The sequence below is a fragment of the Intestinimonas massiliensis (ex Afouda et al. 2020) genome (genome assembly GCF_900626285.1).
GTDB classification, from domain to species: domain Bacteria; phylum Bacillota; class Clostridia; order Oscillospirales; family Oscillospiraceae; genus Flavonifractor; species Flavonifractor massiliensis_A.
Window position 1 is genome coordinate 1,274,342 of the sequence record NZ_LR131147.1, and the last position, 19,484, is coordinate 1,293,825.

20 protein-coding genes and 3 pseudogenes are annotated in these 19,484 nt (G+C 55.5%); 9 read left to right on the forward strand and 14 right to left on the reverse strand.

Annotated features, from left to right (window positions below; translation table 11 throughout):
* Positions 1-163 precede the first annotated feature (163 nt).
* The 6 genes from E0E41_RS06630 (at position 164) to E0E41_RS18885 (ending at position 3,045) form a co-directional block, all read left to right on the forward strand.
* Positions 164-502 carry a plasmid mobilization protein gene (locus E0E41_RS06630; RefSeq protein WP_130869269.1) on the forward strand — a complete coding sequence of 113 codons (339 nt, stop codon included), beginning with the start codon at positions 164-166 and terminating at the stop codon, positions 500-502.
* Between the two features lie 34 nt (positions 503-536).
* Entirely contained in the window at positions 537-1,424 is an 888-nt protein-coding gene (locus E0E41_RS06635) for a relaxase/mobilization nuclease domain-containing protein (protein WP_165450519.1), read from the forward strand.
* A gap of 6 nt (positions 1,425-1,430) precedes the next feature.
* Entirely contained in the window at positions 1,431-1,742 is a 312-nt protein-coding gene (locus E0E41_RS06640) for a hypothetical protein (protein ID WP_130869271.1), read from the forward strand.
* Between the two features lie 324 nt (positions 1,743-2,066).
* Positions 2,067-2,360 (forward strand): hypothetical protein, encoded by a 294-nt coding sequence (locus E0E41_RS18875; protein WP_242623714.1) that lies wholly within the window; start codon positions 2,067-2,069, stop codon positions 2,358-2,360.
* A gap of 39 nt (positions 2,361-2,399) precedes the next feature.
* Positions 2,400-2,489, forward strand: coding sequence for a hypothetical protein (locus tag E0E41_RS18880; protein WP_242623825.1), 90 nt, complete (start codon positions 2,400-2,402; stop codon positions 2,487-2,489).
* Entirely contained in the window at positions 2,473-3,045 is a 573-nt protein-coding gene (locus E0E41_RS18885) for a site-specific integrase (protein WP_242623715.1), read from the forward strand. The genes E0E41_RS18880 and E0E41_RS18885 overlap by 17 nt, the downstream gene beginning before the upstream one ends.
* 469 nt (positions 3,046-3,514) lie before the next feature.
* Here E0E41_RS18885 and E0E41_RS06650 read toward each other — a convergent pair whose 3' ends face one another.
* The 5 genes and pseudogenes from E0E41_RS06650 to E0E41_RS06670 form a co-directional block, all read right to left on the reverse strand.
* Positions 3,515-5,149 (reverse strand): ATP-binding protein, encoded by a 1,635-nt coding sequence (locus E0E41_RS06650; RefSeq protein WP_024724833.1) that lies wholly within the window; start codon positions 5,147-5,149, stop codon positions 3,515-3,517.
* Between the two features lie 420 nt (positions 5,150-5,569).
* Positions 5,570-6,049 (reverse strand): low molecular weight protein-tyrosine-phosphatase, encoded by a 480-nt coding sequence (locus E0E41_RS18495; protein ID WP_024724834.1) that lies wholly within the window; start codon positions 6,047-6,049, stop codon positions 5,570-5,572.
* Positions 6,050-6,137: 88 nt separating this feature from the next.
* Positions 6,138-6,530 (reverse strand): annotated as a pseudogene (locus E0E41_RS19250) (DUF1016 N-terminal domain-containing protein); the annotation flags it as partial.
* Positions 6,531-6,617: 87 nt separating this feature from the next.
* A complete protein-coding gene (locus tag E0E41_RS06665) occupies positions 6,618-7,040 on the reverse strand; it encodes a hypothetical protein (protein WP_021632721.1) in 423 nt (140 codons plus the stop codon).
* Entirely contained in the window at positions 7,037-8,557 is a 1,521-nt protein-coding gene (locus E0E41_RS06670) for a DinB/UmuC family translesion DNA polymerase (protein ID WP_055270513.1), read from the reverse strand. Before E0E41_RS06670 ends, E0E41_RS06665 begins: the two co-directional genes overlap by 4 nt.
* A 288-nt stretch (positions 8,558-8,845) precedes the next feature.
* Between E0E41_RS06670 and E0E41_RS06675 the strand changes: the two are divergent.
* Positions 8,846-10,030: pseudogene (locus tag E0E41_RS06675) on the forward strand (IS110 family transposase); the annotation flags it as partial.
* A gap of 247 nt (positions 10,031-10,277) precedes the next feature.
* A pseudogene (locus E0E41_RS19100) lies at positions 10,278-10,397 on the forward strand (response regulator transcription factor); the annotation flags it as partial.
* 4 nt (positions 10,398-10,401) lie between these two features.
* Here the strand turns inward: E0E41_RS19100 and E0E41_RS06690 are convergent.
* The 3 genes from E0E41_RS06690 to E0E41_RS06700 form a co-directional block, all read right to left on the reverse strand.
* The gene (locus tag E0E41_RS06690) at positions 10,402-11,025 is read right to left on the reverse strand and encodes a TetR/AcrR family transcriptional regulator (RefSeq protein WP_130869273.1); all 624 of its coding nucleotides are present in this window, start codon (positions 11,023-11,025) and stop codon (positions 10,402-10,404) included.
* A gap of 18 nt (positions 11,026-11,043) precedes the next feature.
* Positions 11,044-11,403 carry a dihydropteridine reductase gene (locus E0E41_RS06695; RefSeq protein WP_130869274.1) on the reverse strand — a complete coding sequence of 120 codons (360 nt, stop codon included), beginning with the start codon at positions 11,401-11,403 and terminating at the stop codon, positions 11,044-11,046.
* Positions 11,404-11,516: 113 nt separating this feature from the next.
* Positions 11,517-12,026, reverse strand: a complete 510-nt coding sequence (locus tag E0E41_RS06700; protein WP_130869275.1) for a helix-turn-helix domain-containing protein — start codon at positions 12,024-12,026, stop codon at positions 11,517-11,519.
* Between the two features lie 288 nt (positions 12,027-12,314).
* On the opposite strand from E0E41_RS06700, the gene E0E41_RS06705 reads away from it, so the two are divergent.
* On the forward strand, positions 12,315-13,523 hold the full coding sequence (locus tag E0E41_RS06705; RefSeq protein WP_130870730.1) for an IS110 family transposase: 1,209 nt from the start codon (positions 12,315-12,317) through the stop codon (positions 13,521-13,523).
* Positions 13,524-13,817: 294 nt separating this feature from the next.
* Here E0E41_RS06705 and E0E41_RS18890 read toward each other — a convergent pair whose 3' ends face one another.
* From E0E41_RS18890 to E0E41_RS06730, 6 genes are all read right to left on the reverse strand, one after another.
* Positions 13,818-14,144 (reverse strand): AlkZ-related protein, encoded by a 327-nt coding sequence (locus E0E41_RS18890; protein ID WP_420319676.1) that lies wholly within the window; start codon positions 14,142-14,144, stop codon positions 13,818-13,820.
* Positions 14,069-14,551, reverse strand: a complete 483-nt coding sequence (locus tag E0E41_RS06710; protein ID WP_226923914.1) for an AlkZ-related protein — start codon at positions 14,549-14,551, stop codon at positions 14,069-14,071. Before E0E41_RS06710 ends, E0E41_RS18890 begins: the two co-directional genes overlap by 76 nt.
* 143 nt (positions 14,552-14,694) lie before the next feature.
* Positions 14,695-15,444, reverse strand: coding sequence for a metallophosphoesterase family protein (locus E0E41_RS06715; RefSeq protein ID WP_024724835.1), 750 nt, complete (start codon positions 15,442-15,444; stop codon positions 14,695-14,697).
* Positions 15,441-17,087: a recombinase family protein gene (locus E0E41_RS06720; RefSeq protein ID WP_024724836.1), complete on the reverse strand. Its 1,647-nt coding sequence runs from the start codon at positions 17,085-17,087 to the stop codon at positions 15,441-15,443. Before E0E41_RS06720 ends, E0E41_RS06715 begins: the two co-directional genes overlap by 4 nt.
* Entirely contained in the window at positions 17,084-17,836 is a 753-nt protein-coding gene (locus tag E0E41_RS06725) for a recombinase family protein (protein WP_024724837.1), read from the reverse strand. The genes E0E41_RS06720 and E0E41_RS06725 overlap by 4 nt, the downstream gene beginning before the upstream one ends.
* Complete coding sequence (locus tag E0E41_RS06730) at positions 17,836-19,422, reverse strand: recombinase family protein (protein WP_024724838.1); 1,587 nt, start codon at positions 19,420-19,422, stop codon at positions 17,836-17,838. The genes E0E41_RS06725 and E0E41_RS06730 overlap by 1 nt, the downstream gene beginning before the upstream one ends.
* Positions 19,423-19,484 lie beyond the last annotated feature (62 nt).

A 19,484-nucleotide genomic window follows, 5' to 3' on the forward strand; every position in this document is an offset into this window, starting at 1 on the left:
TGCGCCCCAGAAAACAATATAAGGGCGGAGCGGGATTCCTGTAATTGATAACTTTCTCTTAACTCTGACCTTTTGGTATGGCTATCCACAAAAATGTTTGGTATGTTGTCGTTCCCGATAAGGAGCGGCAGCATACCAAATTTTTATGCGGAGGTGAGGAAGTATGGCAACACGAACCAGAAATCAGGTGGTGGCCTTCCGGGTAACCCCAACCGAGAGAAGGCAGATTAACGCCAGGGTCAGACGCTCCGGCCTGAGCCAACAGGAGTACCTGCTGAAGTCCGCACTGAATGAGCCTATCTATGTAATGGAAGAGCTCAAGCCCATTCTGGCGGAGCTGCGCGCTTGGGGTAAGAATCTGAACCAACTGACCACACTGGCACACCAAGGGCGAGTGCAGACCACCTACCTGCAGGAGTTTACCGCAGCTCTGGGCAATGCCTGTGAGGCGATCAGCACACTGACAGAGAAAGGCCCGGTGATTCACCATGGCAACCTGTAGTTTCATCAAAGAACGCAAACAGACGGCAGGGAGCATGGAGCGGGTAATCCAGTATGTGTCCCAGCCAAAGAAAACTATGGACGAGGAGGGCAACCGCTACCTGACGGGTGTCAACTGTGTTGCAGATGTGGCCATGCAGAGCTTCATGGCCACTAAACACCTCTACGGAAAAGACACAGGCACCTTCTTCTACCAGTACACCCAGTCCTTCTCCCCGGAAGAAGAGCTCACTCCCGCCCAGGCCCATGAGATCGGTCTGAAATTGGCGGAGCGATTCTTCCCCGGCTGTGAGGTCCTGGTGGCCACTCATGTGGATCGGCAGCACCTTCACTCCCATCTGGTGGTTAACTCGGTTTATCCGGATACCGGAAAGAAGCTCCACTTCACTCCCAGAACGCTGGAAGAGATGCGGAAGGTTAGTGATCAGATCTGTATGGAGCACGGCTTGACCACTCTAAAGCCGTACCGGCAGGATCACCGTACAAAGGGGCTAAGGACCGGGGAATACCGGGCGGCCATGCGGGGAGAGAGCTGGAAGTTCCAGCTCATCTCCACCGTGGAGGCAGTCATGCGGCAAGCTGGCAGCCGGGAGGAGTTCATACAGGAGATGAACCAGCGCGGCTACCAGGTACGCTGGGAAGAAAATCGGAAGTGCATTACCTACACCACATCTACCGGAATGAAGTGCAGAGACGATAAGCTGCACGAGCTAAAATTCAGAAAGGAGAACATGGAGCATGAGTTTGGAATACGAGCCCAAGCCAAGCAGCACAACGGTGCTTTGGCAGCCCTCAAGCAACGGGCGGTATCACCCAATCTGACGGAGCAACAGCCCAATGTACTGTATACCATGCCGGTGCAGACGGTGGAGCAGCTGGAGAATGTCCTCCAGCATACCCTGGCCCTCCAGAAAACGATTTAGGCATCCATGGCCACTCTGGCCACGAAGGAGAGCCTGGAGCCGCTGGCCACCTCAGAACTGCTCCAGCAGTGGCTGGAGCAGACGCAGGCATTCAACCAGGAAACCTACCGGGCGATGGAACGCATACTCTCGGACATGAAGGAAACAACCAGACAGGCTGGGAGGCAGAGAGGCGAATTTACCAGAGTCATAACAACCTTTCAGAAGGACACTCAGGAGGCAATTGCCTCGCTCCGGAGATGGATCCCCTTCATCATCATGAGTTCGGCAGCGGCGGCAGTTCCGGTGTACATTCTCATGTGGCAAACGCTGACATAACAACCGAAGTGCTCCGCCTGCTGTCCAGCCTGGAGGGAGATACCGATGACTTTGTCCTGGATACCACCATTAGGCATGGCCATGGAGACCAAAAGGCACTGGCCAGGGAGCAACAAAAAAGATCGCGCTGGGACATAAGCCGGATGACCACGATCAAGGGCAGTAGATGATTTAGTGCAGCGTATCAAAAATTATATCGCTAATCAAAGAATAAGGACTGCACACCAAAAAGTAATTGTTACTGCTCTGATAACTCTGCTCATTCCCTATGGCTATCCATTGGGAAAGCTGGTATTGTGTATTGCTGCAAAGGAGGCGACACACATGGCAAAGAAACGAGCTAACGGAGAGGGCAATATCAGAAAGCGGAAAGATGGCCGCTGGGAGGGCCGGTATACGGCTGGGTACGATCCCAAAAGCGGCAAACGGATCATTAAGAATGTGCTGGGTAAAACTCAAGGAGAAGTCAAGGAAAAGCTCAAGACCGCTATAGCGGAAAGCCAAGGTCTAGACGTCAGTAATGCGGCGGACGAGTATACCGTGGCGACCTGGCTCCGCACCTGGTATGAACTCTACGCCAAACCCAATGTGCGTACCGCCACAGCAAATCGGTATTAGCTTATTATTGAGGCCTACACCATCCCTCGCACCGGTAATATCAAGCTAAAGAAGTTGACCACCCGTCACCTGCAAAAGCTCTACAAAGAGTTACTGCAAGACGGCAGAATACATGTTAGAAAGACTTAGAAAGACACAGGTAAAGGGACTTAGCACCACAACGGTTCATAGCGTCCGTCTGATGCTCCATGCAGCCTTGGAACTGGCGGTCAAGAAGCGGCTCATCCCCAGAAATCCCGCCGAGGACTGTATTGCCCCGAAGCCCCCAAAAATAGAGATGCAGATTCTGCCCGCTGAAGATATGCACGCCTATCTGGAGGCTGCCAAGGCCCGAGCTCGCCTTCTCATGTTCTATCTGGAATTGGTCAGCGGCCTGCGAAAAGGTGAACTGGCGACCCTGCGGTGGGATGACGTGGACATCCAAGGTAAGACCATCTCGGTCAGCAAGCAGTATATCCGAAACCCGGATGGCTCCCTGGAGCTCACCCGCCCCAAGACGGAAAACTCCGTCCGCTTGGTATCTATTCCACAGACAGCGGTGGAACCGCTGGTCCAGGAGCATAACAAGCATCCGGACAGTCTCTACCTGTTTCCGTCTCCTATCACCGGGGAATGGAACAGGTCATGTAAGACAGAGAGAAAAAGCCGGGCAGGAAGCACAAACTTCCTGCCCGGCACTGTTTAGATCTTTCCAGCCCTTTCCGCGTGTGGGTCACGGTGTGGGGCAGAAGGTTGACACACATTTTGACCCACACCAAAAAATCAAAATTCGCGACAAAAAGTCCTTGAAAGTCAAAGTTCTCAAGGCTTTTTGAAATTGGACTCCAATCTGGATATTTTCAGATCCTGCGAACGGTTCCGAAAGTGCACCCAACCGGCCTTCTGGCTGGCGGCGCTTTTGCGCCGTACAAACGTTTTGGCCGAAGGCCAAAACCTTGGCGCAGGGCAACTTTATTTCGCCTGAGCATGTAAAATCTCTCTCGGTATCCATAAAAATAACCACACCTGACGGTGTGGTTATTTTTATGGAACATCGCAACACTATAGATACCAGCTTTCAGACTTGCATTTAAAACCAAACTACTGTAATGGGGATGAAAAGAAATGCTTTTGAATGCGACCGAAATGAAACCCAAGTCGCATTCCAGTCGTATTTAATTATGTGTACTCGAACCAAAATCATTTGCAAACCATTTTGCACCGCGGTTTTTTCCCTTACAATATACGCGATTTTCCTGCCGAAGTTCACGCATGAGAACCTGTAACTGATTCCGGCTTTGCCCGGGTAACACCTGTTGTAATTCCTTGAATGGCGTTCCGTACTCGCCGCTTTCGCGGATGTGCTTCAGTAGCAGTTCCTTGTTTGTTTCACGATCCAAACCAACGATCCGCGTATGTACACCGGATTTTCCAACTGCGGCATATAGGCTGCGCACCAAAACATATCTGTTGCGGCCGATATGCTCTACTAATCCCAGATTCTCCAAACGTTTTAAGTTCTGCCTGAGATTCTGAGGAATGCTTTCTGCATGATACATTGCGTTAATTACCAAAAAATCGCCAGTGGTCAACGACTCCATCCGCTCATCGCCTATGCGGTTAATGAGCGATAACATTTTTTCGTCCAGCACCATACCGTTTAGAGTTAATTTTACGAAATCTTGATCTGTGCCTGTGAAATCAGGCAGTTGTTTTGCCTCCTTAATGCTCCACTCATACATCAAGTTCATACCCTGACCAGAGCGCTCAACCAGACCACAAAGCGCTAAAATTTCAGCAATACGGCGGTTTCGTGGCGATTGCCGGTCCAGGATATTTTCAATCGTAATTCCATTTGGAAAGCCTCCTGGACTCTCTACTACAAGCCGATCTTGGTACTGCCGGATAAACACGCTCCCCCCCATTTGATAATTCCGGTGACTCACTGCATTCAAGATCGCCTCACGAACAACGCGTTCGTTAAATGTTGGAATATCATAAACAAAAAAACCTTCCTGATAGTGTTGCTTATCGTTACGCAGATTAATAAGCTCCCACAAACGGTTATAGCAAGAAAAAAATCCTACCCGAAATTCCTCTCTCTGATTTGCTGGGCCAGAGGCATTTGACGAGCGGTACTCAAAAACGATTTCAGCTTGTGGCAAAAACTTTCCGAGCGCTGTTCGTTTACCAAATAACGCCAGTGCCGCATATGTAATTCTGTCCTCATCAATAACGGCTTCACAGTCTCGCAAAAGCTGTTCTTGCGAAAGACTCATTATCCGACGGTTACCGCTCTTTTCAGCCCATTTGTTACGAAACTCGTCTACAGCAGACGGATCTAAATCATCAAGAGTTGCCCCGACGCAAATAGTGCCAGAAAAATCGATCCCTGCCTCCGCATAAATACGTCGCCGAATGGTTTCTGGCATAGGAATCAGACTATCTCCTTCGTACCACCAGGCAACGCCATCAGCCTGCACAGGCAGGCCAACTGGTCGACCTGCTATCTCAAATACTAAAACACGCTTACCCTCGTGTTCATAAACTTGAAAGTCAACCATAATGTGCAGCTTATCGATCAAACCCTTACGTGTGCGTTCGGGCTGTTCAAATGCTTGGCTGCCCACAACTTGTCTAGGGCGTTTATCTGAAATACCAAAGACAAGTTTTCCCCCGCCACAGTTTGAAAGCGCACAGCAGCAACGAAGTGCTTCTCCAAAATCAAAACGGTTCTTTGCCTCCTTAAACTGAATCCCTTCACCCTCCTGAGCTTCCATCAATTCTCCAAGCGTCATAGGGGTATACACTTTGGCCTCGTCTCCTTATGTATTGGTTTATTTGAATGCTATCCTATTATTATGACTTTTATTATAGCAAGGTTTTGTTCTTTCTACAATCGATTTCTGTCCGGCATTTCCAGACCTTTTCCTTACCTCGAGGTCAGATGTACAACTGCAGGTTTCTTTTGCACCTTGACCATACATGACCTCCCAAGTCCCGAGAAATTCCAATGTCGATCAGGCACGAAGCCAGTTTTTTATCACGTCTGCTGCCCTTATTGCATCGGTGCGGGCCTTCGTCATATCAGTAAGGCTGATATAATCGCGCTGATCCACACTCATGATGGCTACCGGCACATCCTGAACCGTGATAAATGTTGTTTTCTTAGATTGGCTTATACTTTTCCCACCACTTCTCCTTGACTGCTATATGAAACAAATGCTACTCTATGCTAAGATATCATTGCTGAGGTGCCCTGTCAATTCTCGAAACAGCCCTTGGCAACCGGCCAGTACATCCCGCCAAGCGGTGTCGAAGTCATTAGTGTACCAGGGGGCGGCTACCTCCTGATCCGGGTGGCCGGCGTATTCCATCAGGAGGTGCATCTTGTCGTTGAAGTCGCCGCCGCAGATGCGATACATGTTGCGGAGGTTGGCCTGATCCATTCCAATGAGCAGGTCGTACTCCTCGTAGTCGCGGTTGCGGAGCTGCCGGGCGGCATGGCCGCCGCAGGCGATATCGTGCTCCGCCAGCTTTCGCCGAGCTGGCGGGTAGACCGGATTGCCTAGCTCCTCCCGGCTGGTGGCCTCCGAGGCGATCTGGAACCGGTCCTCCAGTCCCGCCTTTTTCACCAAGTCCTTCATCACATACTCGGCCATCGGGCTCCGACAAATATTGCCATGACACACAAAAAGGATCTTCTTCATGCTCCAGACACCCCACTGATACTATGTTGCTCTCAGTATAACAGGTATTGTCCGGTTCGTCGAGTTCTTCCCGCAGCCATGCTCCGGCTTGGATCTGTTCCAGCAGCTCCACCTTTGTCCAGTGGTGCCCCAGAGCGGCCCGGAGATACCAGATGCGCTCGTCAAAGCTCTCACAGCCTTCTAGGATGGCCATATTTTGTGTCCAGCCCAGCTTCAGGGCCAGCGCCCTCAGCTCTGAATTGTCGGCATAGGCGCGGTAAAATTCCCGCATCCGCCGCAGGTTTCGCGGGGAGAATCCTCTATCCCCAGGGTAGTTTGCCTGGAGATACTCGGCGGCCATGACCGCCGTGCCCTTCTCCGGGTGGGCACAGACGATCTTGCCGATCTCAAAGTACAGCTCCATCTGCGGGAACTCCGCCCCCATGAGCTGATCCAGTATCCCATACATGGCGCTGTAATCGGTTGGCTTTCTGACGTTCATTGAGCTCTCCTTTCTGGCGCCCCGCGCCTGCTTTGATCGCAAAAGGGAGCACGGCGTCTGATGCACCGTGCTCCCTTTTGTGGTCAACTACATAAGTGTTTGGAAGATGTCGCTCTCCAGAGTCACCACATCTTCCAGTGGAATCTCTGTCCCGTCTGTCAAAACCAGGCTCCGCTCCAGTTCTCTGAGCTTTTTCAGTCGGCCGGTGGTGGTCAGGTAAGCCCCGCCGTCCTTCTTTTCGTCCCGCTGGAACCAAGTGACGGTGAGCTCCGGCCGTTCGTCCATGTACTCCAGCAGCACGGCCTGCCTCCGGTCCAACTCTGCCTTGGTGTCCTCATCCAACTCTATCTTCTGCTCCGTCAGCCGGGCGGTCTCGGCAATGGCGGCCCCGTGGCCGCTCAGGGCGGCAAAGGGACTGAAAATCGCGGCCCGGTCGCGGATGGGCATCCGGGGGTGCCGCTTGGAGGTGGGATGCGGGAGGTTTATGATGTCGTCGTATGGCCCACTCATGCCTGATGCCCTCCGATCGTTTGGTTGCGCTCTTTGGCCGTGGCGCCATCCTCCAGGTTCATCCCCTTGAGGATGGCGTTCTTGCCGTACCGCTTCTTGATGCCCAGCATGGCCTCCTGGAGCTTCCGCTCCCGGGCATGGGCAGCCTCGCCCGCCTGTTCCTGTTGTTCCCTGACGGAGTAGTCGGTGAACAGATCCATCTGCTCCGCCTCGTGCCCATTGGGGGCCTCCGCCTCATCCAGCAGCTTATTGGCGCTGATGCTCAGACGGCGGATGAGCAGGTTCTTATCCACAATCCTGTCATAGAGGGTGGCTGCTGCCTTTTGCAGATCATTGGCTGACGAGGTGTAGGTGAAGTTCTCCGTGCCCACTGCGTGCTTGGGGATGCTCCGTCCGTAGCGGTCAGTGGTCACCGGGCCGTGGTAGTTCTGACGGCGGCCTGGGTCGTCCAGGTTCTCCCGGTCATAGCCCACAGTGAGCACCAGCTGGTTGGTCACCAGCCGCTTGTCTACCAGATCCAGCGCCAGGGCATCCGCCATCTCCCGTACCACCAGACGGGCCTTGTCAAAGTCATAGGGGCACTGAAGCACCTGGCCGGAGACGATGCTCTTGTTCTCCGGCTTGTACGCCTTCACGTCCGCGATGGTGCAGGGCTCCCAGCCCCAGGCGTGGTCGATCAAAATCTCCGCGTTGACCCCAAACAGCTTGTAGAGCAGCTCCTCATTGTGGTAATCTGTAGGCTTGCCAATGGAGCACCGGGCGATGTCCCCCATGGTGTACAGGCCGTTGGCCTCCAGCTTGCCCGCGTAGCCCTTGCCCACCCGCCAGAAGTCCGTCAGGGGCCGGTGCGCCCAGAGCAGGCGACGGTAGCTCTCCTCCGTGAGCTTGGCGATGCGGACGCCGTGCCGGTCGGCCCGGATATGCTTGGACACGATATCCATGGCCACCTTGGCCAGATATAGATTGCTCCCCATCCCCGCAGCAGCGGTAATGCCGGTGGTGTTCAGAATATCCAGGAGGATGGTCTGGGTCAGCTCCCGGGCCGTCATTCTGTAGGTGTCCAGGTAGTTGGTCACGTCCATGAACACCTCGTCGATGCTGTAGGGGAAGATATCCTCCGGCGCGATGTATTTCAGATAGATGCTGTAGATTCTCGTGCTCCAGTCAATATAGTGGGCCATCCGGGGCGGGGCCACCAGGTAGTCCAGAGCCAGAGATGGGTTCTCCTGCACCGACCGGTCGTGCCAAGAGGCGCCGGTGAGTCGTCGGCCCGGGGCCTGCCGCTGTCGCCGGAGATTGACCTCTTTCACCTTCTGCACTACCTCAAAGAGCCGGGCCCGGCCGGAGATGCCGTAGGCTTTGAGGGAGGGGGACACCGCCAGGCAGATGGTCTTGTCCGTCCGCCGCTTGTCCGCCACCACCAGGTTGGTGGTCATGGGGTCCAGCCCCCGCTCCACGCACTCCACCGAGGCGTAAAAGCTCTTCAAATCGCAGCAAATGTAACACTTCTCCTTCACGCCCCAGTCACTCCTATTACAATAAATTTGGACAGGAAAACCGGGCAGCCAGTTCGGCTTTCCCTCCATCTCGTGCCTAAGCTACAATAAGAGGAGCAACTGGCTGACCAATCACTCCTTGGGCTTATATGTCCGTGCGAAAGACTGTTAGCCATCCTCTTGTTGTAGCGTTCGATTTAAGCAGGTTGAGCCACCGAATGTCGGAGAGTTCGCGTCACATAATAGATTGAATCGGCAGCGAGAAAAGATGGATTCCGGTTGCAGATCCTTGGTATTGGAGGAACGCGAATGAACTGTGTTGGCATTGATGTTTCCAAAGGGAAAAGCATGATCGCCGTCATGCGGCCCTTCGGAGAAGTGGTGGTTTCACCCTTTGAAGTGCGCCACACCGCCAGTGAACTGAGCAAGCTGGCAGGGTTGCTCAAAAGCCTGGACGGTGAGACCCGTGTGGTGATGGAATCCACGGGTAATTACCACGCGCCGGTGGCCTGGCTGCTCCACGACGCGGGGCTTTATGTCTCCGTAGTCAATGCAATGCTGGTGCATGACTACGGGAACAACAGTTTAAGACGTGGCAAGACCGACAAGAAGGATGCCGTGAAGCTGGCCAACTACGGCCTTGACCACTGGCTCACACTGCCGAGATATGTCCCGGAAGAGGACACCCGGCTCATGCTGAAGACCTGCTACCGGCAGTACCAGCAGTATTCCAAAGTACAGACCATGCTGAAGAATAACTTAATCTCCCTGCTGGACACTACTTTTCCAGATGCAAACCGCCTGTTTACCAGTCCGCCCCGCACCGATGGCAGTGAGAAATGGGTAGACTTTGTGGCTGCTTTTTGGCATTGCGAGTGCGTCTGTGGCCTGTCTGAGAAGGCCTTTGCCGCCAAGTACCAGAAGTGGTGCAGAAAGCACGGCTACCATTTCAGCGAAGATAAGGCGCTGGACATTTATGCCTCCGCCTGTGGACATTTCGGAGTTATGCCGAAAACGGATACAGCAAAACTTTTGGTAGAACAGGCCATTTTCCAACTCCGGGCAACTTCTGCCGCATTAGCTGCTCTCAAGCAGGAGATGCAGTCCCTGGCGGCTTCTCTGCCGGAGTATCCTGTGGTGATGGAGATGTTTGGTGTTGGTCCAACCCTCGGACCTCAACTCATGGCTGAAATCGGCGATGTGCGCCGATTCCACTCCAAGAAGGCTTTGGTCGCCTTTGCGGGCATTGACGCCCCACCTTACCAATCCGGACAAATGGATGTCCGTAGCCGCAGCATCTCCAAGCGTGGTTCCGCTGCTTTACGCCGGACATTATTCCTTGTGATGGGCGTTTATCTGCAAAGCGCCCCTATGGGCGAACCTGTATACCAATTCATGGACAAAAAACGTTCCGAGGGAAAGCCTTACCGGGTCTACATGATGGCGTCTGCTAACAAGTTCCTGCGTATTTATTACGCCTCGGTAACTGCTTACGGGAACGCATATCCCCGCCCCTGGGCGGTGAACAGCAGCCCCAGAATGCCGCCTACCAGGCCGAAGACCACCGGCGGGGCAAAAAGGCACGGATCACCAGACAGAAAAAGAGCTGCATCGCGGAGGCCGAGCCTGTGCCAACAGGGATACCATGGCGGGATCCCGTACCTGGATGTTCCCCAGGCGGTTCCCGGTACCCAGAATGGCGGGGAAAATGGGCAGCACCGGAAAGGCCAGTCACACGGTGCTTTGCAGGACGGGCATCCTGGTTGGCTGCGAGAATACCCTCATGGTCCACATCCGCCGCCTGCGGGAGAAGGAGGAGGCGGATCCCTCCCGTCCGCAGTTTCTGCTGACGGGGCGGGGCTGGGCTATCGGCTCCGGCGGGAGGGTACCGCGGCGGGAAGGCTGCCGTCCTTGGGCAGCACGCAGGACTGGATGATGTCGGCAATCATCTCTACCTCATCCGCGCAGTCCTGCCGCAGCCACTCCTTAACGATGGCGGCAATGCCCTCCACATAGTAGGCGATATAATAGGGACGGTGGGAGGCTGGGATCTCGAACCGCTCCAGGACGGGGCCGATGATGCGCTGCTTCAGGTCCCCGTACCGGGCATAGGCCTGCATGCTGCCTGGGTTCCGGAATGCCGCACGGTAGATCTTTTTGTTGTCCTTGATAAAGCGGAGATAGGGGAGAAGATACTCCCGGGTGACCAGAACCAGCTTTTCCCGCTCCCGGCTGCCCATATTGCCCAGAATCTCTTCTTCCTGCTGGGGGAAATAGGAGAGAAAGCGCTGGTTGATCATCTCCAGGGTCTCATTCACCAGGTCGGCGATGGTCTCGTAGTGCAGGTAGAAGGTGGACCGGTTTACGCCGGCCCGGTGACAGATCTCCTTCACCGTAATATATTCCAGATCCTTCTCCTCCAGCAGCGCGATAAGCGCCTCGTTCATCCGCAGGGCGGTATTGAAGTATTTGCTTTCGGACTTGTTCATCTGCCGCCCTCCTCGTGTTTATTCTGCCGATTCGCTGATCTCCCGGGCCAGCTGCATGATCTCAAAGGCGTACTTTTCCTTGCCGGTCCGGAGAAGCTTTTTGTAGATGGGGTAGTTCAGGCCCACTCCGACAATGCCCAGGATGCCCAGAAGGATCCCGGCACCCGTCATCAGCATGCCGCCTTCTCCGATCACCTGCATGGAGAGGCACATCCCCAGGCCGAGGATCAGAGCCGCCCCAATGCCGAAACCATAGGCGAAAACTGTGGCCGGGCGCTTCGCTTTCCAGTCCAGCTTTCGCAGGGCGACCACCTTGGAGGTATCCTTGGGGGCATATTCGTTGGCAACGGCTTCCGCAAAAATTTTATCTGTGTTCATGGTACTATTCTCCTCTTATAATCATTGATTCTCTGCAGCTGCTGATATGATCATAGAGGATGTAAGGCCAAAAGAAAACGACACGGTTTGTGATTCGTGCTGAGTTCAAACTTTTATACTTTTTTCCTTGTCAGACAAACTCCGACGATTGCCGCAATCAGGACAATGGGTGCCAACCTGACAAACAGCCATTCAAACGCGTGGGAGACCGTGCCTGCGACGGCAATTTCCGGGTCACTGAAATCCCAACCCAGGTAAGGACTGTTGACGACCACTAAGGCCGCGGAAACTGCCACGATAACCACGCATAATGAAATCAGCGACCAATGAAGGATTTTTCTTCTCAGTGCCTTCCTTCGTGCGAACTGCAAATTGATGATTTCCAGCTTTTCGGAGAGCACTTTTACGGTATCTGCCTCCGATTCCATTACAGTCTCTCCCAGCAACGTGCTAACGGGCGTCTCAAGCGCTTCCGACAGGGAGATCAGCAGATCGGAATCCGGGACTGACAATCCCTGCTCCCATTTTGAGATGGTTTGCCGCACCACATTCAGCTTTATGGCAAGCTCTTGTTGGGAAAGCCCCTTTGATTTTCTAAGCGCTTTTATGTTTTCGTTTAACATGTGGGCTCACTCCTATTACAATAAATTTGGACAGGAAAGCCGGGCAGCCAGTCCGGCTTTCCCTCCATCTCGTGCCTAAGCTACAATAAGAGGAGCAACTGGCTGACCACTCACTCCTTGGGCTTGTAAGTCCGTACGAAAGACTGTCAGCCATCCTCTTGTTGTAGCGTTCGATTTCAGCAGGTTGAGCCACCGGATGCCGGGGAGTTCGCGTCACCCAATAGATTGAATCGGCAACGAGAAAAGATGGATTCCGGTTGCAGATTCTTTAGTATTGGAGGAATGTGGATGAACAGCGTTGGCATCGATGTTTCCAAAGGGAAAAGCATGATCGCCGTCATGCGCCCCTTCGGTGAGGTGGTGGTTTCACCCTTTGAAGTGCGACACACCGCCAATGAACTGAACGAACTGGCAGGGCTGCTCAAAAGTTTGGACGGTGAGACCCGTGTGGTGATGGAATCCACGGGTAATTACCACGCGCCGGTGGCCTGGCTGCTCCACGACGCGGGACTTTATGTCTCCGTAGTCAATGCAATGCTGGTGCATGACTATGGGAACAACAGTTTAAGACGAGGCAAGACTGACAAGAAGGACGCCGTGAAACTGGCCAACTACGGCCTTGACCACTGGCTCACACTACCGAAATATGTCCCGGAGGAGGACACCCGGCTCATGCTGAAGACCTGCTACCGGCAGTACCAGCAGTATTCCAAAGTACGGACCATGCTGAAGAACAACCTAATCTCCCTGCTGGACACCGCTTTCCCTGATGCAAACCGCCTGTTTACCAGTCCACCCCGCGCCGATGGCAGCGAGAAGTGGGTGGATTTTGTAGCCGCTTTTTGGCATTGTGAGTGTGTCTGTGGTTTGTCTAAAAAGGCCTTTACCACCCAATACCAGAAGTGGTGCAGAAAGCACGGCTACAATTTTAGCGAGGATAAGGCACTGGACATATACGCCTCTGCATGTGGACACTTCGGTGTCATGCCGAAAACGGATACGGCAAAACTTTTGGTAGAACAGGCTGTTTCCCAACTCCGGGCAACTTCCGCCGCGTTAGCTGCTCTCAAGCAGGAGATGCAGTCCCTGGCCGTTTCTCTACCGGAGTATCCTGTGGTGATGGAGATGTTTGGTGTTGGCCCAACCCTCGGCCCCCAACTCATAGCTGAAATTGGCGATGTACGCCGTTTTCATTCCAAGAAAGCGCTGGTGGCCTTTGCAGGCATTGACGCCCCACCTTACCAATCTGGACAAGTGGATGTCCGTAGCCGTAACATTTCCAAGAGAGGATCTGCCTCACTGCGAAGGACGCTCTTTCTGGTGATGGGGGTCCTCCTGCAATGCGCTCCAATGGATGAGCCGGTCTACCAGTTCATGAACAAGAAACGCTCTGAAGGTAAGCCCTACCGTGTCTACATGATGGCCTCCGCCAACAAGTTCCTGCGCATCTACTACGCTTCTGTGAAAGCCTACCTGGATTCTCTGGAGCATGGCTGATTTCCCAGCTCTATACTGTCTGGCTGACCGCCATTTTTTGAAATGCACAGCGGTTTAATTTGGTGCACCCTTTTCCTTTGCTCGTTTCCTTTGAAAGTTTTACTTGACTTTTGTTAGCAGGTCTNGGAGCATGGCTGATTTCCCAGCTCTATACTGTCTGGCTGACCGCCATTTTTTGAAATGCACAGCGGTTTAATTTGGTGCACCCTTTTCCTTTGCTCGTTTCCTTTGAAAGTTTTACTTGACTTTTGTTAGCAGGTCTTTCGCACTTAGTATGTCATGGGTACCGTCCAATTATCGGGTCCAGCCCAGCACGGCATCCAGTTCCTCCTGCTCTGCCTCCGGGAAATTCCTCCAGATCTGTTCATCGATCAGGGCCTTGGACTCCGCCGGAGCCACAGAGTAGGCGGATGAGACGTGGTCATAGCCCCACAGGGTCTCCGGGGTGGAATAGACGGAGATGTGCCAGCCGTACTCCTGCCCCCGCTTGTTCCGCCTCCGTCGGAAGTCCCGGATGAGCAAGTAGCCGCCCATCTGCAGGTCAGTCACCGTGCCCTCGAAGTTCTTCTCCCCGCCTTTGCCGAATCCGGCCTGCCGCTTGAGTTCAAAGGAGAAGCACACTCGTCTTTGGTCAGGAACTGGTCCATGATCCGCTTCTGCCGCATGGTGGCCAGCTCCTCGTCCCAGCGGCTGTCGAAGTCGTAGCCGTCCCTCCGCCAGTTGGCGAAGTGGGGAAACCACGCTCTGGAGATGAAGCCCGCCTTGCCGCCGAAGAACTTGCCGTAGGCCGCCCTGCCGCTGCGGGCGATCAGCCGCCGCCACTCCCAGGGATCCTGTTCCTCGTCCCCCGTCCACCAATAGAGGTCGGAGGTGTTCTCCTCCGCGGAGAAGCTGTCTACCTCGTTTTTGAACAGGGGCAGGAAGCCCACCTCGTCAATCAAGCCGATGAGCTCCTCCCAGCTCTGGGTGCGGCTGGGGTCATCCCAGTCCAGCCCCCGCATGATCCACTCGCCGTCCTCGATCGCCATCGTACCGCCTCCCCGGAGTTTTTCAAGCCAATTATAGCACATTCGTTCTATCTACTCCATAGTGGTGAGATATTTTCTTGGACAGAAGGCCGCAAAGGAAAAGGCGGCGGATCAAAACGCCGCCCTTTCCCTTACGGCCTTCTCTATAAAATCTGCACGATTTGCTCCCACAAGAGGATGTGCTTGGTATCAATGGCTTTGTTTCCGTGGTAGTGCCCGAACAGCCAGTAGTGGTATTGCACCCGGTCTTTGACCTCCTGGAGGAAGTCCGTCAGGTGGTCCGCCACATTGTGCCGGGAGAACTGGAGAGCAATGCTGGTGGGGGCGCAGTGAGTGAGGATGTAGTCCACCGCCCAGCCGTGGGCGTCCAGGTTTCGTCTGGCCTCTGCATATTCCTCCTCCGAGGGTAACTCCTCCCTCCACCAGGACAGGTGATCGATGCGGAATCGGGCGTGCTCCTTCCGCTTCAATGTCAGGTATTTTCGCTCAAAGTTGGGATCTTCCAGGCTGAGGATGCCGTCCTCAATGTCGTGGGAGGCCGCCCCGCCCATGGTGAAGAAGGTGCGGCCGGCCAGCTCAAATACCTGCCCCCGCATCAGGTGGAGCACGTGGGGCCGGATGGGCTGCACCCTGCCGCCGTGCCAGTTCTCTATCGGGTATTTCACAAGGGCATCGTAGTTTTCATGGTTTCCCGAGACGAAGGCCACCGTGAAGGGCAGCCCTTTCAGCCAGTCCAGCGCCTCGTCATCCCGTTCATCTCCGAACCACACGCCGCCGAAGTCTCCCAGCTGGAGCACCACATCCTCCTTGGTGAGCTCTTGGCCCTCCGGGAAGTATTCCGGGCGGAACCGCTCAAAATTCCCGTGGGTGTCGCCTGTAGCGAAGATCTTCATGCAAGCTTCCTCCTTTTTGGCTGTGCCACATACTGCTCGATCTCCCGGCCATCCCGGAAGGTCACCCGGATCTTCTCCCGGGAGAGCACCGTCACCTTCTCCAGCAGCTGGTGGATGACCTCCTCGTCCCACTCTGTCATCGCCGCCGTCATGTGTTCCATGGCGGCCGACACCACCCGCAGACGGTTCTGGAGCCGGCCCTGCTCCTGGCAGGCCCCCTCCAGCTGTGCCTTCCGTTCTTTGAGACGGGCGGTGGACTCGGACAGCTTCCGGAACCGCTCCGTGTAGTCCTCTGCCGGGTTGGCTGACGCCTCGGCCAGCAGGCTGTTGAAACGGCTGCTCAGTTCCTCCAGGGCCCGGTCAATGTCCGCCAGGCTCATGCTCTCACCCAACATCGGAGCAAGCTCCCACTCCATGACGGCGGTGAGCTGCCGGGCCTGGGTGTCGCGATCCAGCATGATGGCGTTGACGGCGGCCAGGATGGCCTGCTGGAGCGGTTCCTCGTCCAGGGTGGGAGACTGGGTGCAGAACTTCTTCCCGTAGTCCAGGCGGCTGACACACCGCCATACGGGGCGCTTGACTCCGCGCTGGGTCCACACGCACCGCCGGTAGGCCGTCCCGCACTCCCCGCAGAACAGCAGGTTGCTGAGGACATGCTTACCGCTGTACTTCCCCCGGCCGGTGGGGGTGCTCTTTCGCGTGGCGCCCGCCTTGGCGTTCCGCCGGGCCATCTCCAGCTGGACGGCGTCGAAGATCTCCCGGCTGACGATGCCCTCATGGTGGTTTTGAATCAGGTATTTGGGGAGCTGTCCGGTGTTGGGGATCACCTTCTTGCTGATGCAGTCCTGGATGAAGGTCTTCTGGAGCAGGACGTCCCCGCAGTATTTCTCGTTGGTCAGGATGCTCCTGATATGGGAGCCCATCCACTCTACTTTTCCGGAGACCGTGGGAATTCTCTGGCCCTCCAGGGCCACTTTGATCTCCCGGATGCTGTCCCCGGCCAAGTAGCGGTCATAGATGAAGCGGACGGTCTCCGCCTGCTCCGGCACAATCCTGGGCTTGCCATCCGGGCCCTTCTCATAGCCCAGCAGCTGCTTGTACTGCATGGCGACATGGCCGGATTTCATGGCCTGACGCTTGCCCCAGCGCACCCGGCTGCTGGTGCTCTCGCTCTCGGCCTGGGCGAAGGCCCCGTGTAGGGTGATGAGGAACTCGCTCTCCGGGTAGATGGAGTTGATGTTCTGTTCCTCGAAGATGACTGGTATACCCAGGCTCCGCAGCTCCCGGGTGAAGTTGAGGGTATCCACGGTATTGCGGGCGAAGCGGGAGACGGATTTAGCCAGAATCATGTCGATCTTTCCCTGCCTGCACTGGCGGATCATCCGCAGGAACTCCTTCCGCTTACAGGTGGAGGTGCCGGTGATGCCCTCGTCCGCGAACACCCCGGCCATGGTCCAGCCCGGTTCCTTCATGATCTTCTCGGTATAGTAGGAGAGCTGGTTTTCATAACTGGAGAGCTGCTCCTCGCTGTCCGTAGACACACGGCAGTAGGCGGCCACCCGCAAGTGGCGCTTTTTCTCCTGTTCCTGGGGAGTCTCCACTTTGGCTGGGATGATAATGACGTTGGGCGCAGTATCGTTCATGTACCTTTTCCCCCTTCCAAGGTCTGGTTATTTTTCAGCAGGACGGTAACCGCCCCGTTGCTGACAGTGATACGGCGGACGCTCTCGTGGAGCAGTTCCTGCTCCAACTCCACCATGGGAGCCCGCTCCTGGAACAGCATCCGGAGGCCTAGGGTTTCATACTCCTCCGGCCCGATGGCGTTCAGCTGGAAGGCTGCCAACTGAAAGGCCAAACTTTTGGCCTGTGTCTCATCCACCGGCGGGCGGTGCAGGAGCTCGTCCAGCCCCCGGCGCAGATTCTCTGTCTCCGGCGGCGATCCAGCCACCGGGGCCGGACAGGTGATACGCTCCGGATGCTGGATCAGTCGGTTCAGGAGGCCCAACACCTGCCGCTCCACCCATGCCGGTGGGCTGCCGCCGCACAGTTTCCGCAGTTCCTTCTGGGCCGGCGTCTTTTTGCAGGGGGAGAATTTTTCTTGCCTTTGAGCCTGAACCATGTTGAACCGGGCCTCCGGGATGATGGACGGGAATCCACCTTCGCCGGTGTACCGGCTGTCCGCTAGGATACGGGCTGCCATGTTCTTGTTCCAGGGCTTGTCCCCGTCATAGGAGATGCCTCTCTCCCGGAGCTTGTCTACCAAGGCATTGTAGCTGGCACCGGCCAGGTAGCTGTCGTAGAGCCAGCGCACCGTCTCCGCCTCTGCCGGGTGGAGCACGATTTCGCCCAGCTCCATTTTGTAGCCGAAGGGCCGTTTCCGGTTGCTCCCCATCACCGCACCGTCCGTTCTATGGGCTCTGTCAGCTCCAGGCCATTGACCAGCCGGAACCGCAGACGGTCATTGCTCTCCACGATAATCTTGTCCACGAGCTCGCGGAACAGCTCCCCATCGAAGGCGTCCAGGAAGTCCGGCCCAGCCTCCAGGGCTTCGATCAACTCCTGGGTCTGCTGGATCGTCTGATCTTCCTCGGCCTCCAGGAACCGTTCCTTTTCCAGCTTCGCGGCGCGGAGTTGTTCCGCCAGCTCGTTTTGGCGGGATATAAAAATGTCAGGGCCAACAAGCCCTTGCTGCTTGAGCTGGGCCAACAGTCGATCCTGACGGGTGATGTCTGCAATTTTCTGGTTGAGTGCCACGATGTCCAGGCTCCAGAGCAGCTTGCCCTTCCGGGCGTTCTGGAGATCTGCGAGCAGTTGGGTGAGGATAGGCCCTCCCTGGTGACGGAGCTTATAGTACAGGTGGAACACTGCTGATACTACCGCTTCCTCAGCAATGGGCAGGAGGTCGCACAACTCCGTGGATTCTTCATGCCCACGACATGCCATGTACCATTTCCTGTTTATACATTTAGGGCGAAGCGCCTTCCCACAGCAGCCACAATATAGCCAGCCATTGGCAAGGGGACGTTGGCCTGCGATTCCGGGCACCTGGCTGTCCCCGCGCCTCCGACGCAATTCCTGTGCTTTATTAAACACCTCTTGGGAAATCGCTGCCTCGTTAATCCCTTCCACAAAGTACATGGGCTTTTGGCCATGGTTATACTTTATTTTGCGTGGCAGGGTATCCGTCGTATACCGTTTCCGCAGAAAGGCGTTGCCGCTGTACCGCTCATTGGTGAGGATGTAGTCAATCCGCTGTGGCTTCCAGAGTTTTCCTTTAGAGAACAGGTTCAGCGCCGCTGCGATATCCCCCGCCGTCTTACCGGACAGGTACGCTTCGTAGATATACCGGATGATTGGCACCTGCTCGGGGATCAGCTCCAGCTTCCCTTTGACCAGGCGGTATCCGAAGGGTGCGGTGCAGGTGTTGTACTTTCCCGCCCTCATCCTCATGTCGATGCTCCACCGGAGGTTGTCTGAGATGTTTTCGCTCTCCTTCTGGTCCATCATGGCGAAGATGGCGGTAAGAAACTCACCGGCCAACTCTGAGGTGTCGATGCCCTGCTCCTCGAAGCATACCCCCACCCCTAGGGCCTTCAGTTCCCGGACGGTCTCCAGGCACTCCTTGGCGTTCCGGGCGAACCGGGAGGAGGACTTCACCAGGATCTTGTCCACCCGACCCCGCCGGCAGTCCGCCAGCAGCCGTTGGAAGTCGTCCCGCTTTTCCGCCGAGGTGCCGGTGATACCCTTGTCCGCGTACACGTCCACAAACTCCCACTCCGGGTTGTCGGTGATGAGCTCCGTGTAGTGGGCGTTCTGGGCGGCAAAGGAGTTGAGCTGATCCTCTGACCTGGAGCTCACCCTGGCGTAGGCCGCCACACGCAGCTTGCGATCCCTGACCGGGGTGCTGGGCGCGATGGTGATTACCCGGGGCGTGCTGTTCAATGCCAGGGAACCACTGGTTTTCTTTTGCTCGTCCACGAAATTGCCTCCTGTCAGCAACACACAATACCAGCACCGCCACAAAATATCCATATCCAAAC

What these genes read in the sequence shown, in the direction of transcription:
- E0E41_RS18875 (WP_242623714.1), top strand. Translation starts at nt 2,067, where the DNA reads ATGGCAAAGAAACGAGCTAACGGAGAGGGCAATATCAGAAAGCGGAAA.
- E0E41_RS06630 (WP_130869269.1), top strand. Translation starts at nt 164, where the DNA reads ATGGCAACACGAACCAGAAATCAGGTGGTGGCCTTCCGGGTAACCCCA.
- E0E41_RS18885 (WP_242623715.1), top strand. Translation starts at nt 2,473, where the DNA reads ATGTTAGAAAGACTTAGAAAGACACAGGTAAAGGGACTTAGCACCACA.
- E0E41_RS06665 (WP_021632721.1), bottom strand. Translation starts at nt 7,040, where the DNA reads ATGAGTGGGCCATACGACGACATCATAAACCTCCCGCATCCCACCTCC.
- E0E41_RS06720 (WP_024724836.1), bottom strand. Translation starts at nt 17,087, where the DNA reads ATGAACGATACTGCGCCCAACGTCATTATCATCCCAGCCAAAGTGGAG.
- E0E41_RS06710 (WP_226923914.1), bottom strand. Translation starts at nt 14,551, where the DNA reads ATGGCGATCGAGGACGGCGAGTGGATCATGCGGGGGCTGGACTGGGAT.
- E0E41_RS06690 (WP_130869273.1), bottom strand. Translation starts at nt 11,025, where the DNA reads ATGAACAAGTCCGAAAGCAAATACTTCAATACCGCCCTGCGGATGAAC.
- E0E41_RS06725 (WP_024724837.1), bottom strand. Translation starts at nt 17,836, where the DNA reads ATGGGGAGCAACCGGAAACGGCCCTTCGGCTACAAAATGGAGCTGGGC.
- E0E41_RS06700 (WP_130869275.1), bottom strand. Translation starts at nt 12,026, where the DNA reads ATGTTAAACGAAAACATAAAAGCGCTTAGAAAATCAAAGGGGCTTTCC.
- E0E41_RS06695 (WP_130869274.1), bottom strand. Translation starts at nt 11,403, where the DNA reads ATGAACACAGATAAAATTTTTGCGGAAGCCGTTGCCAACGAATATGCC.
- E0E41_RS06705 (WP_130870730.1), top strand. Translation starts at nt 12,315, where the DNA reads ATGAACAGCGTTGGCATCGATGTTTCCAAAGGGAAAAGCATGATCGCC.
- E0E41_RS06640 (WP_130869271.1), top strand. Translation starts at nt 1,431, where the DNA reads ATGGCCACTCTGGCCACGAAGGAGAGCCTGGAGCCGCTGGCCACCTCA.
- E0E41_RS18495 (WP_024724834.1), bottom strand. Translation starts at nt 6,049, where the DNA reads ATGAAGAAGATCCTTTTTGTGTGTCATGGCAATATTTGTCGGAGCCCG.
- E0E41_RS06635 (WP_165450519.1), top strand. Translation starts at nt 537, where the DNA reads ATGGAGCGGGTAATCCAGTATGTGTCCCAGCCAAAGAAAACTATGGAC.
- E0E41_RS06715 (WP_024724835.1), bottom strand. Translation starts at nt 15,444, where the DNA reads ATGAAGATCTTCGCTACAGGCGACACCCACGGGAATTTTGAGCGGTTC.